Genomic DNA, 15807 nt, shown 5'->3' on the forward strand with positions numbered 1-15807 from the left:
TTCGGTGGGCCCGTACGAGGGAGAGAGGGGTGGGCCCGGAGCATTACGCGGGTTCGCGGAAATTTCTTCGGGACCTCCTGAAAGGGGTCCCGAAAGGGGTGGGTCCAGCGGGACTGGCGGTGGGGGTTGCCCGCGTCTGATAGATGTGGAGGCCCCCATACGACCCCCGAGCAGATACGGGACGACGGACATGAGCGCCCCAACCCCGGCCCCCGGCGACGACAGGCCCCGCGAAGGGTATTACCCGGACCCGTCCATTCCTGGATATGTCCGGTACTGGAACGGTGCCGCGTGGGTACCGGGCACCAGCCGTCCGGCGCCCACGGGCGGCGAGCCGCTCGCCCCGCCGCCCGGCGCGGCCCCCGGCACGGCCTCGGCTCCCGGCGCTGCCTCGGCCCCGGTCGAGGAGACGGGACCGCACTTCTTCGACGAGGACCCGGTCGGCGAACCCGCCCCGGCCCAGGGCCAGTCCCAGCACGGCAGCCGTCCTGAACCGGCCACGGCATGGGGCGCCGACCGCTCCCACCAGTCCGGTTTCGGCGGCGACCAGGACCGCCGTGTCTCGTGGGGCGCGCCGGACCCGAGGGTCCCGGCACCGGGCGACGGCACGGCGGCGGTTCCGGCCGAGGGCAGCACGCCGAGCACCGACGGCACGGCCACGATCGCGCCGGCCGACACCGGGGCCGCCTCCGGCTCCGGCAACACCTTCGTCTTCCGCCGCCCGACGCCCGGTTCCGCCGCACACGGCTCCGCCACGGACGAGGGGACCATGACATTCCGCGCACTGTCCCCGCGCACGGGGCGCCAGGACGGGGCGCCCGAGGCACAACAGGGGCGCACACCCGACGGGCCGACCGGCCAGGCACCGAGCGGGCCCCAGGGCGCGGGGGCGCCGGGCTTCCAGGGCCAGGGCGGCCCGGGTGCGGCGGGCTCCGCCGGTGGGCCGGGTGGGGGCGGCTTCGGCTCACCCCAGGGCGGCGCCGGCGGTCAGGGTGCGGCCGGTGGCGCGGGTGCGTCGGGCTTCGGGGCCGCGGGTGGCGCGGGTGCGGCCGGCTCGGTCTCCGGATCGGGTGCGGCCGGTGGCGGGGCCCCGGGCTTCGGTGCCGCTGCCTCCGCCGCCCAGGGCCCCGGCTTCGGTGCCGGGAAGGCCGCCGCCGAGCGCGCGGCCGCGCAGCAGGCCCAAGTCGGCGCCCCCACGGCCCTGTCGGGGCCGCAGGCGGCCCCCGCGGCCCCCGCCGTCCCGCTCCAGTCCGGACCGCAGCAGGCACCGCACGTCCCCGCTCAGGGCGGCGGCGCCCATGGCGCTCAGGCCGCCGCTCAGGGCGCCGTCACCACCGGCCCCGGCGGAGGGCAGCCCTCCTGGGCGCAGCAGGTGCACCGGCTCGCCGGAGCGGCCGACGAGGACCAGCCCGTCGCGCCCTGGAAGCCCCCGGTCGAGGACCCCTTCCAGGCCGCCGCCCGCCGACAGGCCGCCGCCCGGCCCGCCTCCCTCGGCAAGCGGCTGGCCGCGCGGCTGCTGGACACCGTCGTCCTGCTCGCCGTCACCGCGGTGGCCGCCGTACCCCTCGGCACCAAGGCCATCGACCACGTCGACGAGAAGATCGACGCGGCCAAGCTCTCCGGCGAGACCGTCACCGTCTGGCTGCTCGACGCCACGACGTCCGTCTACCTCGGCATCATCCTCGGCGTCCTCCTCCTCTTCGGCGCCCTCTACGAGGCCCTGCCCACCGCCAAGTGGGGCCGCACCCTGGGCAAGAAGCTGCTCGGTCTGGAGGTGCGGGACATCGAGGGGCACGAGCCGCCGACCTTCGGCGGGGCCCTGCGCCGGTGGCTCGTCTACAGCGTCCCCGGCCTGCTCGTCATCGGGGTCGTCGGTGTCCTGTGGTGCCTGTTCGACCGGCCGTGGCGCCAGTGCTGGCACGACAAGGCCGCACATACGTTCGTAGCGGGATGACCGGATACGGCGAAGTGCCCGGATAAATCCGTACCCCGGACGGCCGCTCGCCGGATGCGCGGTCCGGACGTTCGCGGTCGACTCGGGCCATGAGCAGTGAACCGCCCCCCGGCTCCGGCCAGCAGCCGCCGGAAGACGACCCGTTCAGGAAGCAGCCCCCGTCCGGGGACTCCGGTGCGGGCGCGGGCTCGCCGTACGACGCCCCGCACGGCAGCCAGCCACCGCCCTACGGAGGCGGCCCCTACGGCGGCGACCCCTACGGCGGTGGCGCTGGTGGTTACCCGGCCGATCCGCTGGCCGGCATGCCACCGCTCGCGGACAGCGGCAAGCGCACCCTGGCGCGGATCATCGACATGGTGATGGTGGCCGTCGTGGTGTGGCTGCTCACTTGGGCGTTCCGGGTCAACGAGCTGGACATGAGCGCCGACAACGTCGACTACGGCAAGTCCCTCGGCCAGTCGCTGATCGCCGCCCTGCTCTACATCGGCTACGACACCTTCATGATCTCCAGGAACGGCCAGACGCTCGGCAAGAAGTGGCTGGGCATGCGGGTGGCGAACCTGGACAACGGCTCCACGCCCTCCGTGCAGACCGCCTTGGTCCGCTCCCTGGTGCTGTGGATCCCGTTCGCCTTCTGCTGCGCCTGCATCTGGACCGCGATCTGCGGAGGCTGGAGCTTCTTCGACAAGCCCTACAAGCAGGGCCTGCACGACAAGGCGGCCAAGACCGTGGTGGTCAGCACTCGCTGAGAAGCGTCAGGCGGCGCGCTCGGGAACCGGGGCCGGGGCGGGCGCGTCCTCCGCTACGACGGGGGCCGGCCTGCGCATCGCCACCACGCGCGCCTTCGGGGTCGGAACGGTCAGCGCGACCAGCAGTCCGAGGGCGAGTGCCGCGACGGCGACGATCGCGATTCCCGCGGCCGAACTCGTCTGTGACAGCAGCAGCATGGCGAGGGTCGAGAAGAGCACGGTGCACGAACCGTAGGCGAGCTGTGCGGCGGTCGGACGAGGCATGGTAATCGTGTCCTCGGATTCGGGGGTGCACGGGGGTGTCGGCCTGGCATTCCGTCAGCTTCCGGGCGTTCCGCCATCCGACTCTAATCGCGTGCATGCCCGAGGGGAACGAACAGTAAGCGTGACCTAACCAACAGTACCGGTGCACGGGGGGCGCACGGAGTCATGGCGTCCAGCAAGTGGACAGCGTCGCGCGCCTGTCGAGTGAGCCCCGGGCGTCCGTAAAGCGGATTGCGACTCCGCATAGTGCACTTGACCTGCTCAAGTCAAGGTCTGTCTTTTCTGGTGAACCTCTAGTCAAATGTCGTCACTTGACTACACGCGTTGATCACGCGCGCGCATTTTCCATGACCAGGAACCCTCCCGTCGCGCGCGCCGAACGCGGGGGAGGATCTCAAGTGACCAGCAGAACCTGGACGTTCAGAGCGGCCGCGACGGCTGTCGCGTTCGCGGCGGCCACCGCCACGTTCTCGACGTTCACCATGGCGCAGGCCGACGACACGGCCAAGAGCCCCGCAGCCGAACGGCGCGACCCGGCGCCGGTGCACAACGAGTCCGAGCACGACCTCGAGGGCCCGCTGAGCCAGACGCAGGAGGCGCAGCGCGAAGAGGCCCTGAAGCAGGTCATATCCGGCAAGGCCGAGGTGAAGGAGCGCGGCGGCTCCCAGGTCGTCGAGCTCAAGAGCAAGAAGGGCGACAGCAAGTACGTCGAGCTCGGCCGCGAGAAGACCGACAAGATCTTCACGATTCTGGTCGAGTTCGGTGACCAGACCAAGCCCGAGTTCGGCGGCACCCCCGGCCCGCTGCACAACCAGATAGCGAAGCCGGACCGCACCCAGGACAACAGCACGGCCTGGCAGGCGGACTACAACCAGAAGCACTTTCAGGACCTCTACTTCGGCACCGGCAAGCGTGTCGAGTCGATGAAGAAGTACTACGAGAAGCAGTCCTCGGGCCGCTACTCGATCGACGGCGAGGTCTCGGACTGGGTCAAGGTCCCCTACAACGAGGCCCGTTACGGCAACAACAAGTGCGGCGAGACCAACTGCCCGAGCGTCTGGAACATCGTCAGCGACGGTGTGACGGCCTGGGTCGCCCAGCAGAAGGCAGCGGGGCGGACCGACGCCGAGATCCAGGCGGACGTCAAGCAGTTCGACCAGTGGGACCGCTACGACTTCGACGGCGACGGCAACTTCAACGAGTCCGACGGCTACATCGACCACTTCCAGGTCGTGCACGCCGGTGAGGACGAGTCCGCGGGCGGCGGCGCGCAGGGCGAGGACGCGATCTGGGCCCACCGCTGGTACGCCTTCGGCACCGACGCCGGCGCCACCGGCCCGGACAACAACCGCCTGGGCGGCGCCCAGATCGGGTCCACCGGCATCTGGGTCGGCGACTACACGGTCCAGCCGGAGAACGGCGGGCTCGGTGTCTTCGCCCACGAGTACGGCCACGACCTCGGTCTGCCGGACCACTACGACACCACCGGCGGCGGCGAGAACTCCACCGGCTTCTGGACCCTCATGTCCTCCGGCTCCTGGCTCGGCACCGGCAAGGAGGCCATTGGCGACCTGCCCGGCGACATGACGGCCTGGGACAAGCTCCAGCTGGGCTGGCTCGACTACGCCGCGGCGAAGGCCGCGACCAAGTCGAAGCACAAGCTGGGCGTCGCCGAGTACAACACCAGGAACAAGCAGGCGCTCATCGTCGAGCTGCCCAAGAAGCCGGTCACGACGGAGATCGTCGCCCCGGCCGAGGGCACGAAGCAGTGGTGGAGCGGCAGCGGCGACAACCTCAAGAACACGCTGACCCGTTCCGTCGACCTCACCGGCAAGGCCTCGGCGACGCTGGCCTTCGACGGCTGGTACGCCATCGAGTCGGGCTACGACTACCTCTACACCGAGGTGTCCACCGACGGCGGCGCCAACTGGACCGCCCTGGACGGCACGGCGGACGGCGCCGCCATCCCGCGTGACGGCAGCGACAAGCCCGCGCTCACCGGCTTCTCCCAGACGTACAAGAAGCTGTCCTTCCCGCTGGACGCCTACGCCGGCAAGAAGATCGACGTGCGCTTCCGCTACGCCACCGACGGTGGTGTGGCCGAGAAGGGCTTCGCGGCCGACCGGATCTCGGTGACCGCGGACGGCGCGGCCCTGTTCACCGACAACGCCGAGACGGCGGACGCGGCTTGGACGGCGGCCGGCTTCGAGCGCATGGGCGCGTCCTTCACCAAGGACTACGCGCAGTACTACATCGCCGAGAACCGTCAGTACGTGTCGTACGACAAGACCCTCAAGGTCGGCCCGTACAACTTCGGCTTCTCCACGACCCGTCCGAGCTGGGTGGAGCACTACCCGTACCAGAACGGTCTGTTGATCTGGAAGTGGGACACCTCCCAGGCGGACAACAACACCAGCAAGCACCCGGGTGTCGGTCTGATCCTGCCGGTGGACTCGCACCCGAAGGCGATGAAGTGGTCGGACGGCACGCTCATGCGCAGCCGCATCCAGGCCTACGACTCGCCGTTCAGCCTGTACCGCACGGACGGCATCACGCTGCACAACGCGGACGTCGCGACCAAGATCCTGTCGTCGAAGGGCGTGCCGGTCTTCAACGACCACACGAACACCTACTACGACAAGGCGACCCCGCTCGCCGGTGTCAACGTCACTGACACCAACACCAAGATCAAGATCGTCAAGGAGGCCAAGAACGGCTCGACGATCTCGGTCGAGGTCGGCCCCGCGGTGAAGTAGTCGGTATTTCCGCAGGTCAGAAGCGTATCGGCGGCAACCCCTTGGCGGGTTGCCGCCGGTCGTGTTTAGGTGCGTCCTGTGGCTCTCTTATTGACACCGACGTACACGGGGGTATGACCGCATGGCCGCAGGAGGTTTCTGCAAGCTGCCGACCGGCAGCGTGGTGGTGGCGCTGAACCTGCCGATGCCCACCGCCGACGGCACGGGCTCCGTCCGCGTCCTCGTGCACGCCCGGAACCGCGCCAGGGCCCTGACCAGGCTGCGCAACCTGGGCCTGCGAGCGGTCTACCTGCGCGGCAACGCGGCCCCGCCGTCCCCGGACGAGATCACCGCGGTCCTGCACCACCCCGACGGCCTGATATGGCGGACGGCCCCTGACAACGGTGTCCCCCTGGGCCCGGAACTGGCGCAGGAGCTGTGGCGCCCGATACGAGCGCTCTTGAGGCGCCCGGCGGCGACGTCCTGAAGGGGCCCCTGGGGAGCGTCAGGCGACGACCGGTTTCCCGGACAGCGCGACCCCGGCCTCCCGCATCTCCTCCAGCGCCCGCTCCGTGGTCTCGGAAGCCACTCCGGCGGTGAGATCGAGCAGGACGTGCGTACGGAAGCCCTCGCGGGCCGCGTCCACGGCCGTGGCGCGCACGCAGTGGTCGGTGGCGATGCCCACCACGTCGACCTCGCCGACCTCCCGGGCGCGCAGCCAGTCGGCGAGCGTCACCCCGTTCTCGTCGACCCCCTCGAACCCGCTGTACGCCGCCGCGTACGCCCCCTTGTCGAACACGGCGTCGATCGCGCCGGAGGCGACCGCGGGGGCGAAGTTCGGGTGGAAGCCGACCCCCTCCGTCCCGGCCACGCAGTGCGCCGGCCAGGAGCGGACGTAGTCGGGGTTGTCGGCGAAGTGGCCGCCCGGCGCGATGTGGTGGTCGCGGGTGGCCACCACGTGCTGGTACCCGGTACCGGCGGCCTGCCCGACCAGCTCGGTGATGGCTGCGGCGACATCCGCGCCGCCGGCCACCGCGAGGCTGCCTCCCTCGCAGAAGTCGTTCTGCACATCTACGACGATCAAGGCGCGGCGCATGGTGGCTGTCCTTCGACTAAGAGTGAACTTACGAGCCTAGAGACTCAGGGGCGGCTGCGGGAGGGCGCACCCGCATTAGCTACCCGAGCGCCCATGGACGTACTCCGTCGGAAGGACGGGTTCCCCCCGGGACAGCTGCGTCGCGGACAGCGGCAGCCCCGCCCGGGCGGCCGCGTGCCGGTCGCGTACGGCGTCCAGGGGCTCGCGGGCCACGACCTCGCCGCCCTTGACCAGTTCCACCAGCAGCTGCCGGTCGGCCAGCTCGGCGGGGACCGCCCCGGTGCCCACGACCTCGGCCTCCGCGACGCCGTAGCCGTCGAGCCGGCGCGCGGCCCACTTGCGGCCGCCGACGGAGGTCTTGCCGCCCGTCGACCTCTTCGCCACCGGCACCAGCGGCGCCCCCGGCTCCGCGGACTCGGCGCGGGCGACCAGCTTGTAGACCATCGAGCAGGTCGGGTGCCCGGAGCCGGTCACCAGCTGGGTGCCGACGCCGTACGCGTCCACCGGCGCCGCCGCCAGCGAGGCGATGGCGTACTCGTCGAGATCCGAGGTCACGATGATCCTCGTGTCCCGGGCACCCAGCTCGTCCAACTGCTGCCGCACCCGGTGCGCGACCAGCAGCAGGTCGCCGGAGTCGATCCGGACCGCACCCAGCTCGGGCCCGGCGACCTCCACGGCCGTACGGACCGCCTCGGCGACGTCGTAGGTGTCCACGAGCAGCGTGGTGCCCCGGCCGAGGGCGTTCACCTGGGCCTGGAAGGCGTCGCGCTCGGTGTCGTGCAGCAGGGTGAAGGCGTGCGCGGAGGTGCCGACGGTCGGGATGCCGTAGCGGAAGCCCGCCGCGAGGTCGGAGGTGGTGGCGAAACCGCCGATGTACGCGGCGCGCGAGGCGGCGACGGCGGCCAGCTCATGGGTGCGCCGGGCGCCCATCTCGATGAGCGGCCGCTCCCCGGCGGCCGAGGACATCCGGGAGGCCGCGGCCGCGATCGCGGAGTCGTGGTTGAGGATGGAGAGGATCACCGTCTCCAGCAGCACGCACTCGGCGAAGCTGCCCTCGACCCGCATGATCGGTGAGCCGGGGAAGTACACCTCGCCCTCGGGGTAGCCCCAGATGTCGCCGCTGAAGCGGTAGTCCGCCAGCCAGTCCAGGGTCTCCTCGTCGACGATGGACCGCTCCCGCAGGAAGCCGAGGACGCCCGCGTCGAAGCGGAAGTTCTCCACGGCGTCCAGCACCCGGCCGGTGCCCGCGACCACCCCGTACCGGCGCCCGTTCGGCAGCCGCCGCGTGAAGACCTCGAACACGCTCCGCCGTTCGGCCGTGCCCGCTTTCAGGGCGGCCCGGAGCATCGTCAGCTCGTACTGGTCCGTGAAGAGCGCCGTCGAGGGAACATCCACCGGCAGCCCAAGGTCCGCTGTGTTCATGGCAAGCATGCTACCGCACTTCGCGTCAGTGTGACGATTTATCGAGCGCGTGGCAGCATGGGCCATGTGACGTCACCCGCTCCCGTAGAGATCGAACGCACCGAGTCGGCGGAAGAGGTATTCGCCGTCCCCGAGCCCGACGTCCCCTGGGTCACGATCGTCCACAACGACCCGGTCAACCTCATGAGCTACGTGACGTACGTCTTCCAGACGTACTTCGGCTATCCCAAGGACAAGGCCACCAAGCTCATGCTCGACGTCCACCACAAGGGCCGGGCGGTCGTCTCCAGCGGAACCCGCGAGGAGATGGAGCGCGACGTGCAGGCGATGCACGGATACGGTCTGTGGGCCACCCTCCAGCAGGACCGGAAGTAGCGACCAGCGCTGATGCCAGGAACCTTCGAACCGCTCCCCGGCGGCGGCGCGGCCGTCGCCCTCGACGACGTCGAGATCTCCATCATCCGGTCACTGGCCGTCCAGCTCCTGGAGCTGATCGGTCCGGGACCCGGCGGGGACAAGCCCGACGACCCGCTCGCCGAACTCTTCGCCGAGGGCCCGAGCGAGCCGCCCTCCGACCCGGTCCTCAAGCGTCTGTTCCCCGACGCCTACAGCGACCCCGAGGCCACCCCCGGCCCCCAGGAGGCCGAGGAGCAGCGCGCGTACTCCTCGGAGTTCCGCCGCTACACCGAGAACGACCTGCGGGCCGGCAAGCGGGACAACGCCCTCGCCGTGATCCGCTCCCTGGACGAGCTCAGCTCCGCGGCCGGTGACGGCGGCGCGGTGCTGAAGCTGGCGCCGGGGGAGTCCCGCCAGTGGCTCGGGGCCCTCAACGACCTGCGCCTGGCCATCGGCTCGCGGCTCGACATCGTCGACGAGGACGACACGGACCTGCTGTACCGGCTCCCGGACGAGGACCCGCGCAAGCCCATGGTGATGGCCTATCTCTGGCTCGGCGGGCTCCAGGAGTCGTTGGTCTCCACGCTTATGCCCTGAATGTGACGGTGTTGTGTTCGCTCAGCGGACGCTCAAATCCGGATAACGATCGCGTCACTCGCTCGGCCCCCTGTGTCCCCTTTGTGTCCTGTTTGCGCCCTTCTCCTTGTGTGATGGGCCACAGGGCTCTCGATCGCGCCATGACGATCAATGCGACGGCCGTGATAAATCTTCACGACCGCCCGGCGAACACCACCCATGTTCCGTCCGGGTGCGCCACCGACCGGCAGATCGCCGGTTAGGCACAAAGCTCCATCAATCCGGGGGGATCGAGATCCGGTCCGAGGCCGACAAGAGGCCCGGGTCGGCGTGGAGAAAGGCGCACGAACACATGACCTCCGCTCAGGTCGACACGGAGAAGGCTCCGGAAGAAGAGGGCTACGAGCGCGGCCTCGGCAGCCGCCAGGTCCAGATGATCGCCATCGGCGGCGCCATCGGCGTCGGCCTCTTCCTGGGGGCCGGGGCGAACATCGCCAAGGCCGGTCCCAGCCTCATCCTCATGTACGCCCTCGCGGGCGTCATCATCTTCTTCATCATGCGGGCGCTCGGCGAGCTGCTCCTGTACCGCCCGGTCTCGGGCTCCTTCGCGGAGTACTCCCGCGAGTTCCTCGGTCCGTTCTTCGGCTATTTCACCGGCTGGACGTACTGGCTGATGTGGGTCGTCACCGGCATGGCCGAGCTCACGGCCGCCGCGATCTACGTCAACTACTGGTTCCCGTCGATCCCGCAATGGGTCACGGCCCTGGTCTTCCTGCTGGTGCTGTTCGCGGCCAACCTGATCTCGGTGAAGCTGTTCGGCGAGATCGAGTTCTGGTTCTCGATGGTCAAGGTGACCGCGCTGATCGGCATGATCGTGATCGGTCTCGGCGTCCTCACCTTCGGCTTCAGCTCCGCCGGTGACACCGCTGCGGTCTCCAACCTCTGGGCCTTCGACGGCTTCTTCCCCAAGGGCATCGGCTCCTCCCTGATGACCCTCCAGGGCGTCATGTTCGCCTACCTGGCCGTCGAGCTCGTCGGCGTCACCGCGGGCGAGTCCGAGAACCCGGAGAAGACCCTCCCCAAGGCGATCAACACCCTGCCCTGGCGCATCGCCCTGTTCTACGTCGGTGCCCTCACCGTCATCCTGTGCGTGGTCAAGTGGACCGAGTTCAGCGAGGGCGTCAGCCCCTTCGTCGCGGCCTTCGCGAAGATCGGCATCCCGGCCGGCGCGGCCATCGTCAACTTCGTCGTGCTGACCGCGGCCCTGTCGTCCTGCAACTCGGGCATGTACTCCACGGGCCGCATGCTGCGGAACCTGGCCGAGAGCGGTGAGGCCCCGGCGGTCTTCAAGAAGCTCTCCTCGACCAAGACCCCGGCCTTCGGCATCACCATCTCCGTGCTCTTCATGGGCATCGGTGTGGTCCTGAACTACATCGTCCCGGAGAAGGCCTTCGGCTACGTCGTCTCGGTCGCCACCGCCGCCGGTATCTGGACCTGGCTCATGATCCTGGTCAGCCACGTCCTGTACCGCCGCGCGGTCGACGCGGGCCGCCTGCCGGCCTCGTCCTTCCCGGCGCCGGGCGGTGCGAAGTGCAGCTGGGTCGCCATCGCGTTCCTGCTCTTCGTCACGGGCATCATCGCGTACGACGCCGACTCCCGCGTCTGCCTGTTCGTGATGGCGGGCTGGGCCGCGGCGCTCGGTGTGGGCTGGCTGGTGCTGAAGTCCCGCAACCCCGAGGTCACGCAGCGACGCGAGCCGGAGTTCGAGAAGGTCGGCTAGAAGCTCCGCTGGGATGACCGGCTGTCGGCCGCGGCGCCGTCGTGGCTGGTCGCGCGGTTCCCCGCGCCCCTGGCGGCGCCCATGCTGTCCAGCATTCGGGCGGCCCCGTACCACTCCTCGGTACGGGGCCGCCCTTCTGCTTATCCTGCTCGCATGCTGACCATCACCCAGGCCCTCGTCGACCAGATCGTCGCGCACGCGCGCAAGGACCACCCCGACGAGGCGTGCGGCGTCGTCGCGGGCCCGGCCGGGTCCGACCGCCCCGAGCGCTTCATCCCGATGCTGAACGCGGCCATGTCGCCCACCTTCTACGAGTTCGACTCCGGCGACCTGCTCAAGCTCTACCGCGAGCTGGACGACCGGGACGAGGAACCGGTGGTCATCTACCACTCCCACACGGCGACCGAGGCCTACCCCTCCCGCACGGACATCTCCTACGCCAACGAGCCCGGCGCCCACTACGTCCTCGTCTCCACCGCCGACACCGACGGCCTCGGCGACTTCCAGTTCCGCTCCTTCCGGATCCTGGAGGGGGAGGTCACGGAGGAGGAGGTCAAGGTCGTGGAGAGGTACTGATCCCACATGGCGGATGGTTTATGTCCGCAGGGTGAGATCACACTCCAGGAGCCGGTCCGGGAATCGATACGATGAGCCCATGGTTCTTCTCGACGTGAGCGACAAGGCGCCGGGCACGCTGCTCGTTGCGCGGCTGCACGTCGACCTGTGCAGGCTGAACAGCGCCATCTGTTGACCGTCCCGCTGTAAGCCGTACGGCCGCGCAGTAGCGGCGCGCCGTCGCGCGCCCACTTCAGACCGCGCCCACCGAGACCAGACCACTTTTCCGACAGGAGCCCCTTGCCATGGCCATCGAGGTCCGCATCCCCACCATCCTCCGCCAGTACACCGACGGTCAGAAGGCGGTGGAGGGCAGCGGTGACACCCTCGCCGACCTGTTCACCGACCTGGAGTCCCGGCATGCGGGAATCCACGCGCGCATCGTGGACGGCGAGCAGCTGCGCCGGTTCGTCAACGTCTACCTGAACGACGAGGACGTCCGCTTCCTCGACGGCATCAACACCAAGCTCACCGACGGCGACAGCGTCACGATCCTGCCGGCCGTGGCCGGCGGCATGGTCTGATCCCGGATGCGCTACGACTCCCCGCTGGCCGCGGTGGGCAACACCCCTCTGGTGCGCCTGCCGCGGCTGTCGCCGTCCGCCGACGTCCGGATCTGGGCCAAGCTGGAGGACCGTAATCCCACCGGCTCGGTCAAGGACCGCCCGGCTCTGCACATGATCGAGCAGGCGGAGAAGGACGGCCGCCTGACGCCCGGCTGCACGATCCTCGAGCCGACCAGCGGCAACACCGGCATCTCGCTGGCCATGGCGGCCAAGCTCAAGGGCTACCGCATGGTCTGCGTGATGCCCGAGAACACCTCGCAGGAGCGCCGGGACCTGCTCGGCATGTGGGGCGCGGAGATCATCTCCTCCCCGGCCGCGGGCGGCTCCAACACCGCCGTACGCGTCGCCAAGGAGCTGTCCGCCGAGCACCCCGACTGGGTGATGCTCTACCAGTACGGCAACCCGGACAACGCGGGCGCGCACTACGCCACCACCGGGCCCGAGATCCTGGCCGACCTCCCCTCCATCACCCACTTCGTGGCGGGCCTCGGCACGACGGGCACCCTGATGGGCGTAGGCCGGTATCTGCGGGAGAACAAGCCGGACGTCAAGATCGTCGCCGCCGAGCCGCGCTACGACGACCTGGTGTACGGCCTGCGCAACCTCGACGAGGGCTTCGTCCCCGAGCTGTACGACGCCTCCGTCCTGACCACCCGCTTCTCGGTCGGCTCGGCGGACGCGGTCACCCGCACGCGTGAACTCCTCCAGCAGGAGGGCATCTTCGCGGGCGTCTCCACCGGCGCCGCCCTGCACGCCGCGATCGGCGTGGGCAGGAAGGCGCTGAAGGCGGGGGAGGCCGCCGACATCGTCTTCGTCGTGGCCGACGGCGGCTGGAAGTACCTGTCGACGGGCGTCTACACGGCGGCGACGACGGAAGAGGCGATCGAGACGCTGCAGGGCCAGCTCTGGGCCTGATCAGGTAGCGAGGTGCCGGATCTGGTCCCACAGGACCGGGTCCACCACCCCCACCTTCCTGCGGAAGTCCCGCACCGGCACCTCCCGCAGCTCGTCCGTCTCCAGGAAGCTGGCCCGCCCCTGCGCGTCGCTGACCGCGCCCGGGGGCAGCGGGATCACCCCGGACCGCTCGTCGTGGTAGCGGCTGGTGATCTTCGCGACCCGCACCCGTTTGCCGTGCACCGCGAGCACCAGACAGGGCCGGTCCTTGGCGCCCGGCCGGTCCTCGAACGGCACGCTCGCCCACCAGATCTCCGTGGGCCGCGGCCGCATGGCCGCCCGCCGCCGACCCGCCCGTCCGGCCGACCTGCGCCCCCAGCCGTCCACGAGCGCGGCGACCAGCGCCAGCAGCACCACCGCCGCGAGCGCCAGCCACCAGGACGTGTCCATACGACGACGTTACCGGCGCCCGCTCCGCCACGCGCGCTCTCTCGCGCGCCCCACCTGCCCCGCTGCCAGCCGAACCGGTGACAGCACAGGTGAGTTCGCCCACAACAGCCCTTGGCGGAGGAGCGACCGGACGTTTTGCGCCTTACGCTCGACGCACCGCACGACCCCCGTCGCCCCCCATCCGGATTTCCCCGCCAGCGGAGGTTTCTGCTTCATGAAGCTCACCGTCGTCGGCTGCTCGGGGTCGTTCCCGTCCGCGGAATCGGCCTGCTCGAGCTACCTCGTCGAGGCCGACGGCTTCCGGCTGCTCCTCGACATGGGCAACGGCGCCCTTGGCGAGCTGCAGCGCCACTGCGGTCTCTACGACCTCGACGCGATCTTCCTGAGCCATCTGCACGCCGACCACTGCATCGACATGTGCGCCTACTTCGTCGCGCGCTACTACCGGCACGACGGCGGCCGCTGCGCCCCGATCCCGGTCTACGGCCCCGAGGGCACGGAGCACCGGCTGACCACGGCGTACGCCGACACCCCCTCGGCCTCCTCGATGAGCGAGGTCTTCGACTTCCACACGGTCAAGCCGTCCACCTTCGAGCTCGGCCCGTTCACGGTGCACACGGAGCGCGTGGCCCATCCGGTCGAGGCGTACGGCATCCGCGTCGAGCACGCAGGTAAGTCGCTGACGTACTCCGGCGACACCGGCGTCACCCCGGCGCTGGACGAACTGGCCCGGGACACCGATCTGTTCCTGTGCGAGGCGGCGTTCACGCACGGCAAGGAGAGCATCCCCGACCTGCACCTCAACGGCCGCGAGGCGGGTGAGACGGCGGCCCGGGCGGGCGCCCGCCGCCTGGTCCTCACCCACATCCCCCCGTGGACCGACCCCCAGGTCAACCTGGCCGACGCCCGAGCGGTCTACGACGGCCCGGTGGAACTGGCGGTGCCGAGGCGCTCGTACGACGTCTGACCCCCCAACCCGCACGAAGGCCCCGGAACCTGCCCGGTTCCGGGGCCTTCGTCATGCCGTGGGGGCGAGGCTCACGCCTTCGTGAGGTCCTCGACCTCCTCCTCGGGCTCGCGGCCCGGGGTGGGGAGGTTGAACTTGGCGATCGCGAAGCGGAAGAGCGCGTAGTAGATCGCCGCGAAGACCAGACCGATCGGGATGATCAGCCAGGGCTTGGTGGACAGCGACCAGTTGAGCCCGTAGTCGATGGCGCCCGCCGAGAAGGTGAAGCCCGCGTGGACGCCGAGCGCCCAGGTGATCGCCATGGACAGGGCGGTCAGCACCGCGTGGATCGCGTACAGCAGCGGCGCGATGAACATGAACGAGAACTCGATCGGCTCGGTCACACCGGTCACGAAGGAGGTCAGCGCGAGCGAGATCATCATGCCCATCACGGCCTTGCGGCGCTCCGGGCGGGCGGCGTGGGCGATGGCGATCGCGGCGGCCGGCAGACCGAACATCATGATCGGGAAGAAGCCGGACATGAACTGACCGGCGTCCGGGTCGCCCGCGAAGAAGCGGTTCAGGTCGCCGTGCACGACCTCGCCCGCCGCGTTGGTGAAGTCGCCGATCTGGAACCAGGAGACGGTGTTGACGAACTGGTGCATGCCGATCGGGATCAGCGCGCGGTTGATCAGACCGAACAGACCCGCACCCGCGGCGCCCAGACCGGTGATCCACTCACCGACGTCCGAGATGCCCTCACCGATCGGCTCCCAGACCAGGCCGAAGAAGACGCCCATGAGGGTGCCGACGAAGGCCATGATGATCGGCACGAGACGGCGGCCGTTGAAGAACCCGAGCCAGTCCACCAGCCTGGTGCGGTGGAAGCGCTGCCACAGCACGGCGGAGAGCAGACCCATGAGGATGCCGCCGAGGACACCCGGGTTGTTGTAGGTCGCGGCTATGTCCGCGCCCGCCTGCACCTTTGCTTCGGTGACAGGGAACGCCTTGAGGACGTTGCTGTAGACGAGGAAGCCGACCAGGGCGGCCAGCGCGGTCGAGCCGTCGGCCTTCTTGGCGAAGCCGATGGCGACACCGATGCAGAACAGCAGGGGCAGGTTGTCGAAGATCGCGCCACCGGCCGTGGCGAAGACCGCCGTGACCTTGTCGGGCAGGTTCAGCTTCTCCTGCACGTCAGCCTGGCCCAGCCGGAGCAGGATGCCCGCGGCCGGCAGTACGGCGATCGGGAGCTGGAGGCTGCGGCCGACCTTCTGCAGACCCTGGAACAGGCCGGATCCCCACTTCTTCGGGGGGGCCGCCGATGCGGTGGCGGTGCTCATAGACTTCCTCCATCGGGTGGTGGT

At 69.9% G+C, this 15807-nt stretch carries 17 protein-coding genes; 12 read left to right on the plus strand and 5 right to left on the minus strand.

Translation table 11 applies throughout. The annotated features are described in order from the left end of the window. Positions 1-190 precede the first annotated feature (190 nt). A complete protein-coding gene (locus tag ACWDRW_RS07755) occupies positions 191-1954 on the plus strand; it encodes an RDD family protein (RefSeq protein WP_451721401.1) in 1764 nt (587 codons plus the stop codon). 89 nt (positions 1955-2043) lie between these two features. Continuing rightward, positions 2044-2703, plus strand: coding sequence for an RDD family protein (locus ACWDRW_RS07760; RefSeq protein ID WP_451721402.1), 660 nt, complete (start codon positions 2044-2046; stop codon positions 2701-2703). A gap of 6 nt (positions 2704-2709) precedes the next feature. Here ACWDRW_RS07760 and ACWDRW_RS07765 read toward each other — a convergent pair whose 3' ends face one another. Next, positions 2710-2967, minus strand: coding sequence for a hypothetical protein (locus ACWDRW_RS07765; RefSeq protein WP_451721403.1), 258 nt, complete (start codon positions 2965-2967; stop codon positions 2710-2712). Positions 2968-3365: 398 nt separating this feature from the next. Between ACWDRW_RS07765 and ACWDRW_RS07770 the strand changes: the two genes are divergently transcribed. Beyond that, the gene (locus ACWDRW_RS07770) at positions 3366-5723 is read left to right on the plus strand and encodes an immune inhibitor A domain-containing protein (protein WP_451721404.1); all 2358 of its coding nucleotides are present in this window, start codon (positions 3366-3368) and stop codon (positions 5721-5723) included. A gap of 121 nt (positions 5724-5844) precedes the next feature. Beyond that, on the plus strand, positions 5845-6189 hold the full coding sequence (locus ACWDRW_RS07775) for a hypothetical protein (protein WP_451721405.1): 345 nt from the start codon (positions 5845-5847) through the stop codon (positions 6187-6189). Positions 6190-6207: 18 nt separating this feature from the next. Here the strand turns inward: ACWDRW_RS07775 and ACWDRW_RS07780 are convergent, their stop codons facing one another. Both ACWDRW_RS07780 and ACWDRW_RS07785 read right to left on the minus strand, forming a co-directional pair. Then, complete coding sequence (locus tag ACWDRW_RS07780; protein WP_451721406.1) at positions 6208-6798, minus strand: isochorismatase family protein; 591 nt, start codon at positions 6796-6798, stop codon at positions 6208-6210. 75 nt (positions 6799-6873) lie between these two features. Continuing rightward, entirely contained in the window at positions 6874-8220 is a 1347-nt protein-coding gene (locus ACWDRW_RS07785; protein WP_451721407.1) for a nicotinate phosphoribosyltransferase, read from the minus strand. A 57-nt stretch (positions 8221-8277) separates the two neighbouring features. Between ACWDRW_RS07785 and clpS the strand changes: the two genes are divergently transcribed. The 7 genes from clpS (at position 8278) to ACWDRW_RS07820 (ending at position 13068) form a co-directional block, all read left to right on the plus strand. Beyond that, positions 8278-8595 carry an ATP-dependent Clp protease adapter ClpS gene (gene clpS / locus ACWDRW_RS07790; RefSeq protein WP_155054666.1) on the plus strand — a complete coding sequence of 106 codons (318 nt, stop codon included), beginning with the start codon at positions 8278-8280 and terminating at the stop codon, positions 8593-8595. 12 nt (positions 8596-8607) lie between these two features. Then, a complete protein-coding gene (locus ACWDRW_RS07795; protein ID WP_451721408.1) occupies positions 8608-9213 on the plus strand; it encodes a DUF2017 domain-containing protein in 606 nt (201 codons plus the stop codon). A 331-nt stretch (positions 9214-9544) separates the two neighbouring features. Next, positions 9545-10972, plus strand: a complete 1428-nt coding sequence (locus tag ACWDRW_RS07800) for an amino acid permease (protein WP_451721409.1) — start codon at positions 9545-9547, stop codon at positions 10970-10972. A gap of 153 nt (positions 10973-11125) precedes the next feature. Continuing rightward, entirely contained in the window at positions 11126-11548 is a 423-nt protein-coding gene (locus ACWDRW_RS07805; RefSeq protein WP_451721410.1) for a Mov34/MPN/PAD-1 family protein, read from the plus strand. 79 nt (positions 11549-11627) lie between these two features. Then, positions 11628-11723 carry a putative leader peptide gene (locus ACWDRW_RS07810; protein WP_019065921.1) on the plus strand — a complete coding sequence of 32 codons (96 nt, stop codon included), beginning with the start codon at positions 11628-11630 and terminating at the stop codon, positions 11721-11723. A 109-nt stretch (positions 11724-11832) separates the two neighbouring features. Further along, a complete protein-coding gene (locus ACWDRW_RS07815) occupies positions 11833-12111 on the plus strand; it encodes a MoaD/ThiS family protein (RefSeq protein ID WP_451721411.1) in 279 nt (92 codons plus the stop codon). A 6-nt stretch (positions 12112-12117) separates the two neighbouring features. Beyond that, a complete protein-coding gene (locus ACWDRW_RS07820) occupies positions 12118-13068 on the plus strand; it encodes a PLP-dependent cysteine synthase family protein (protein WP_451721412.1) in 951 nt (316 codons plus the stop codon). On the opposite strand, the gene ACWDRW_RS07825 is transcribed toward ACWDRW_RS07820, so the two are convergent. Further along, positions 13069-13497, minus strand: a complete 429-nt coding sequence (locus tag ACWDRW_RS07825; protein ID WP_451721413.1) for a type II toxin-antitoxin system PemK/MazF family toxin — start codon at positions 13495-13497, stop codon at positions 13069-13071. Positions 13498-13711: 214 nt separating this feature from the next. Here ACWDRW_RS07825 and ACWDRW_RS07830 point away from each other — a divergent pair, with 214 nt between their 5' ends. Then, on the plus strand, positions 13712-14464 hold the full coding sequence (locus ACWDRW_RS07830) for an MBL fold metallo-hydrolase (protein WP_451721414.1): 753 nt from the start codon (positions 13712-13714) through the stop codon (positions 14462-14464). Between the two features lie 71 nt (positions 14465-14535). Here the strand turns inward: ACWDRW_RS07830 and ACWDRW_RS07835 are convergent, their stop codons facing one another. After that, positions 14536-15783, minus strand: coding sequence for a PTS transporter subunit EIIC (locus tag ACWDRW_RS07835; RefSeq protein ID WP_451721415.1), 1248 nt, complete (start codon positions 15781-15783; stop codon positions 14536-14538). Positions 15784-15807: the final 24 nt, after the last annotated feature.

The organism is Streptomyces sp. NPDC003635, assembly GCF_053587635.1.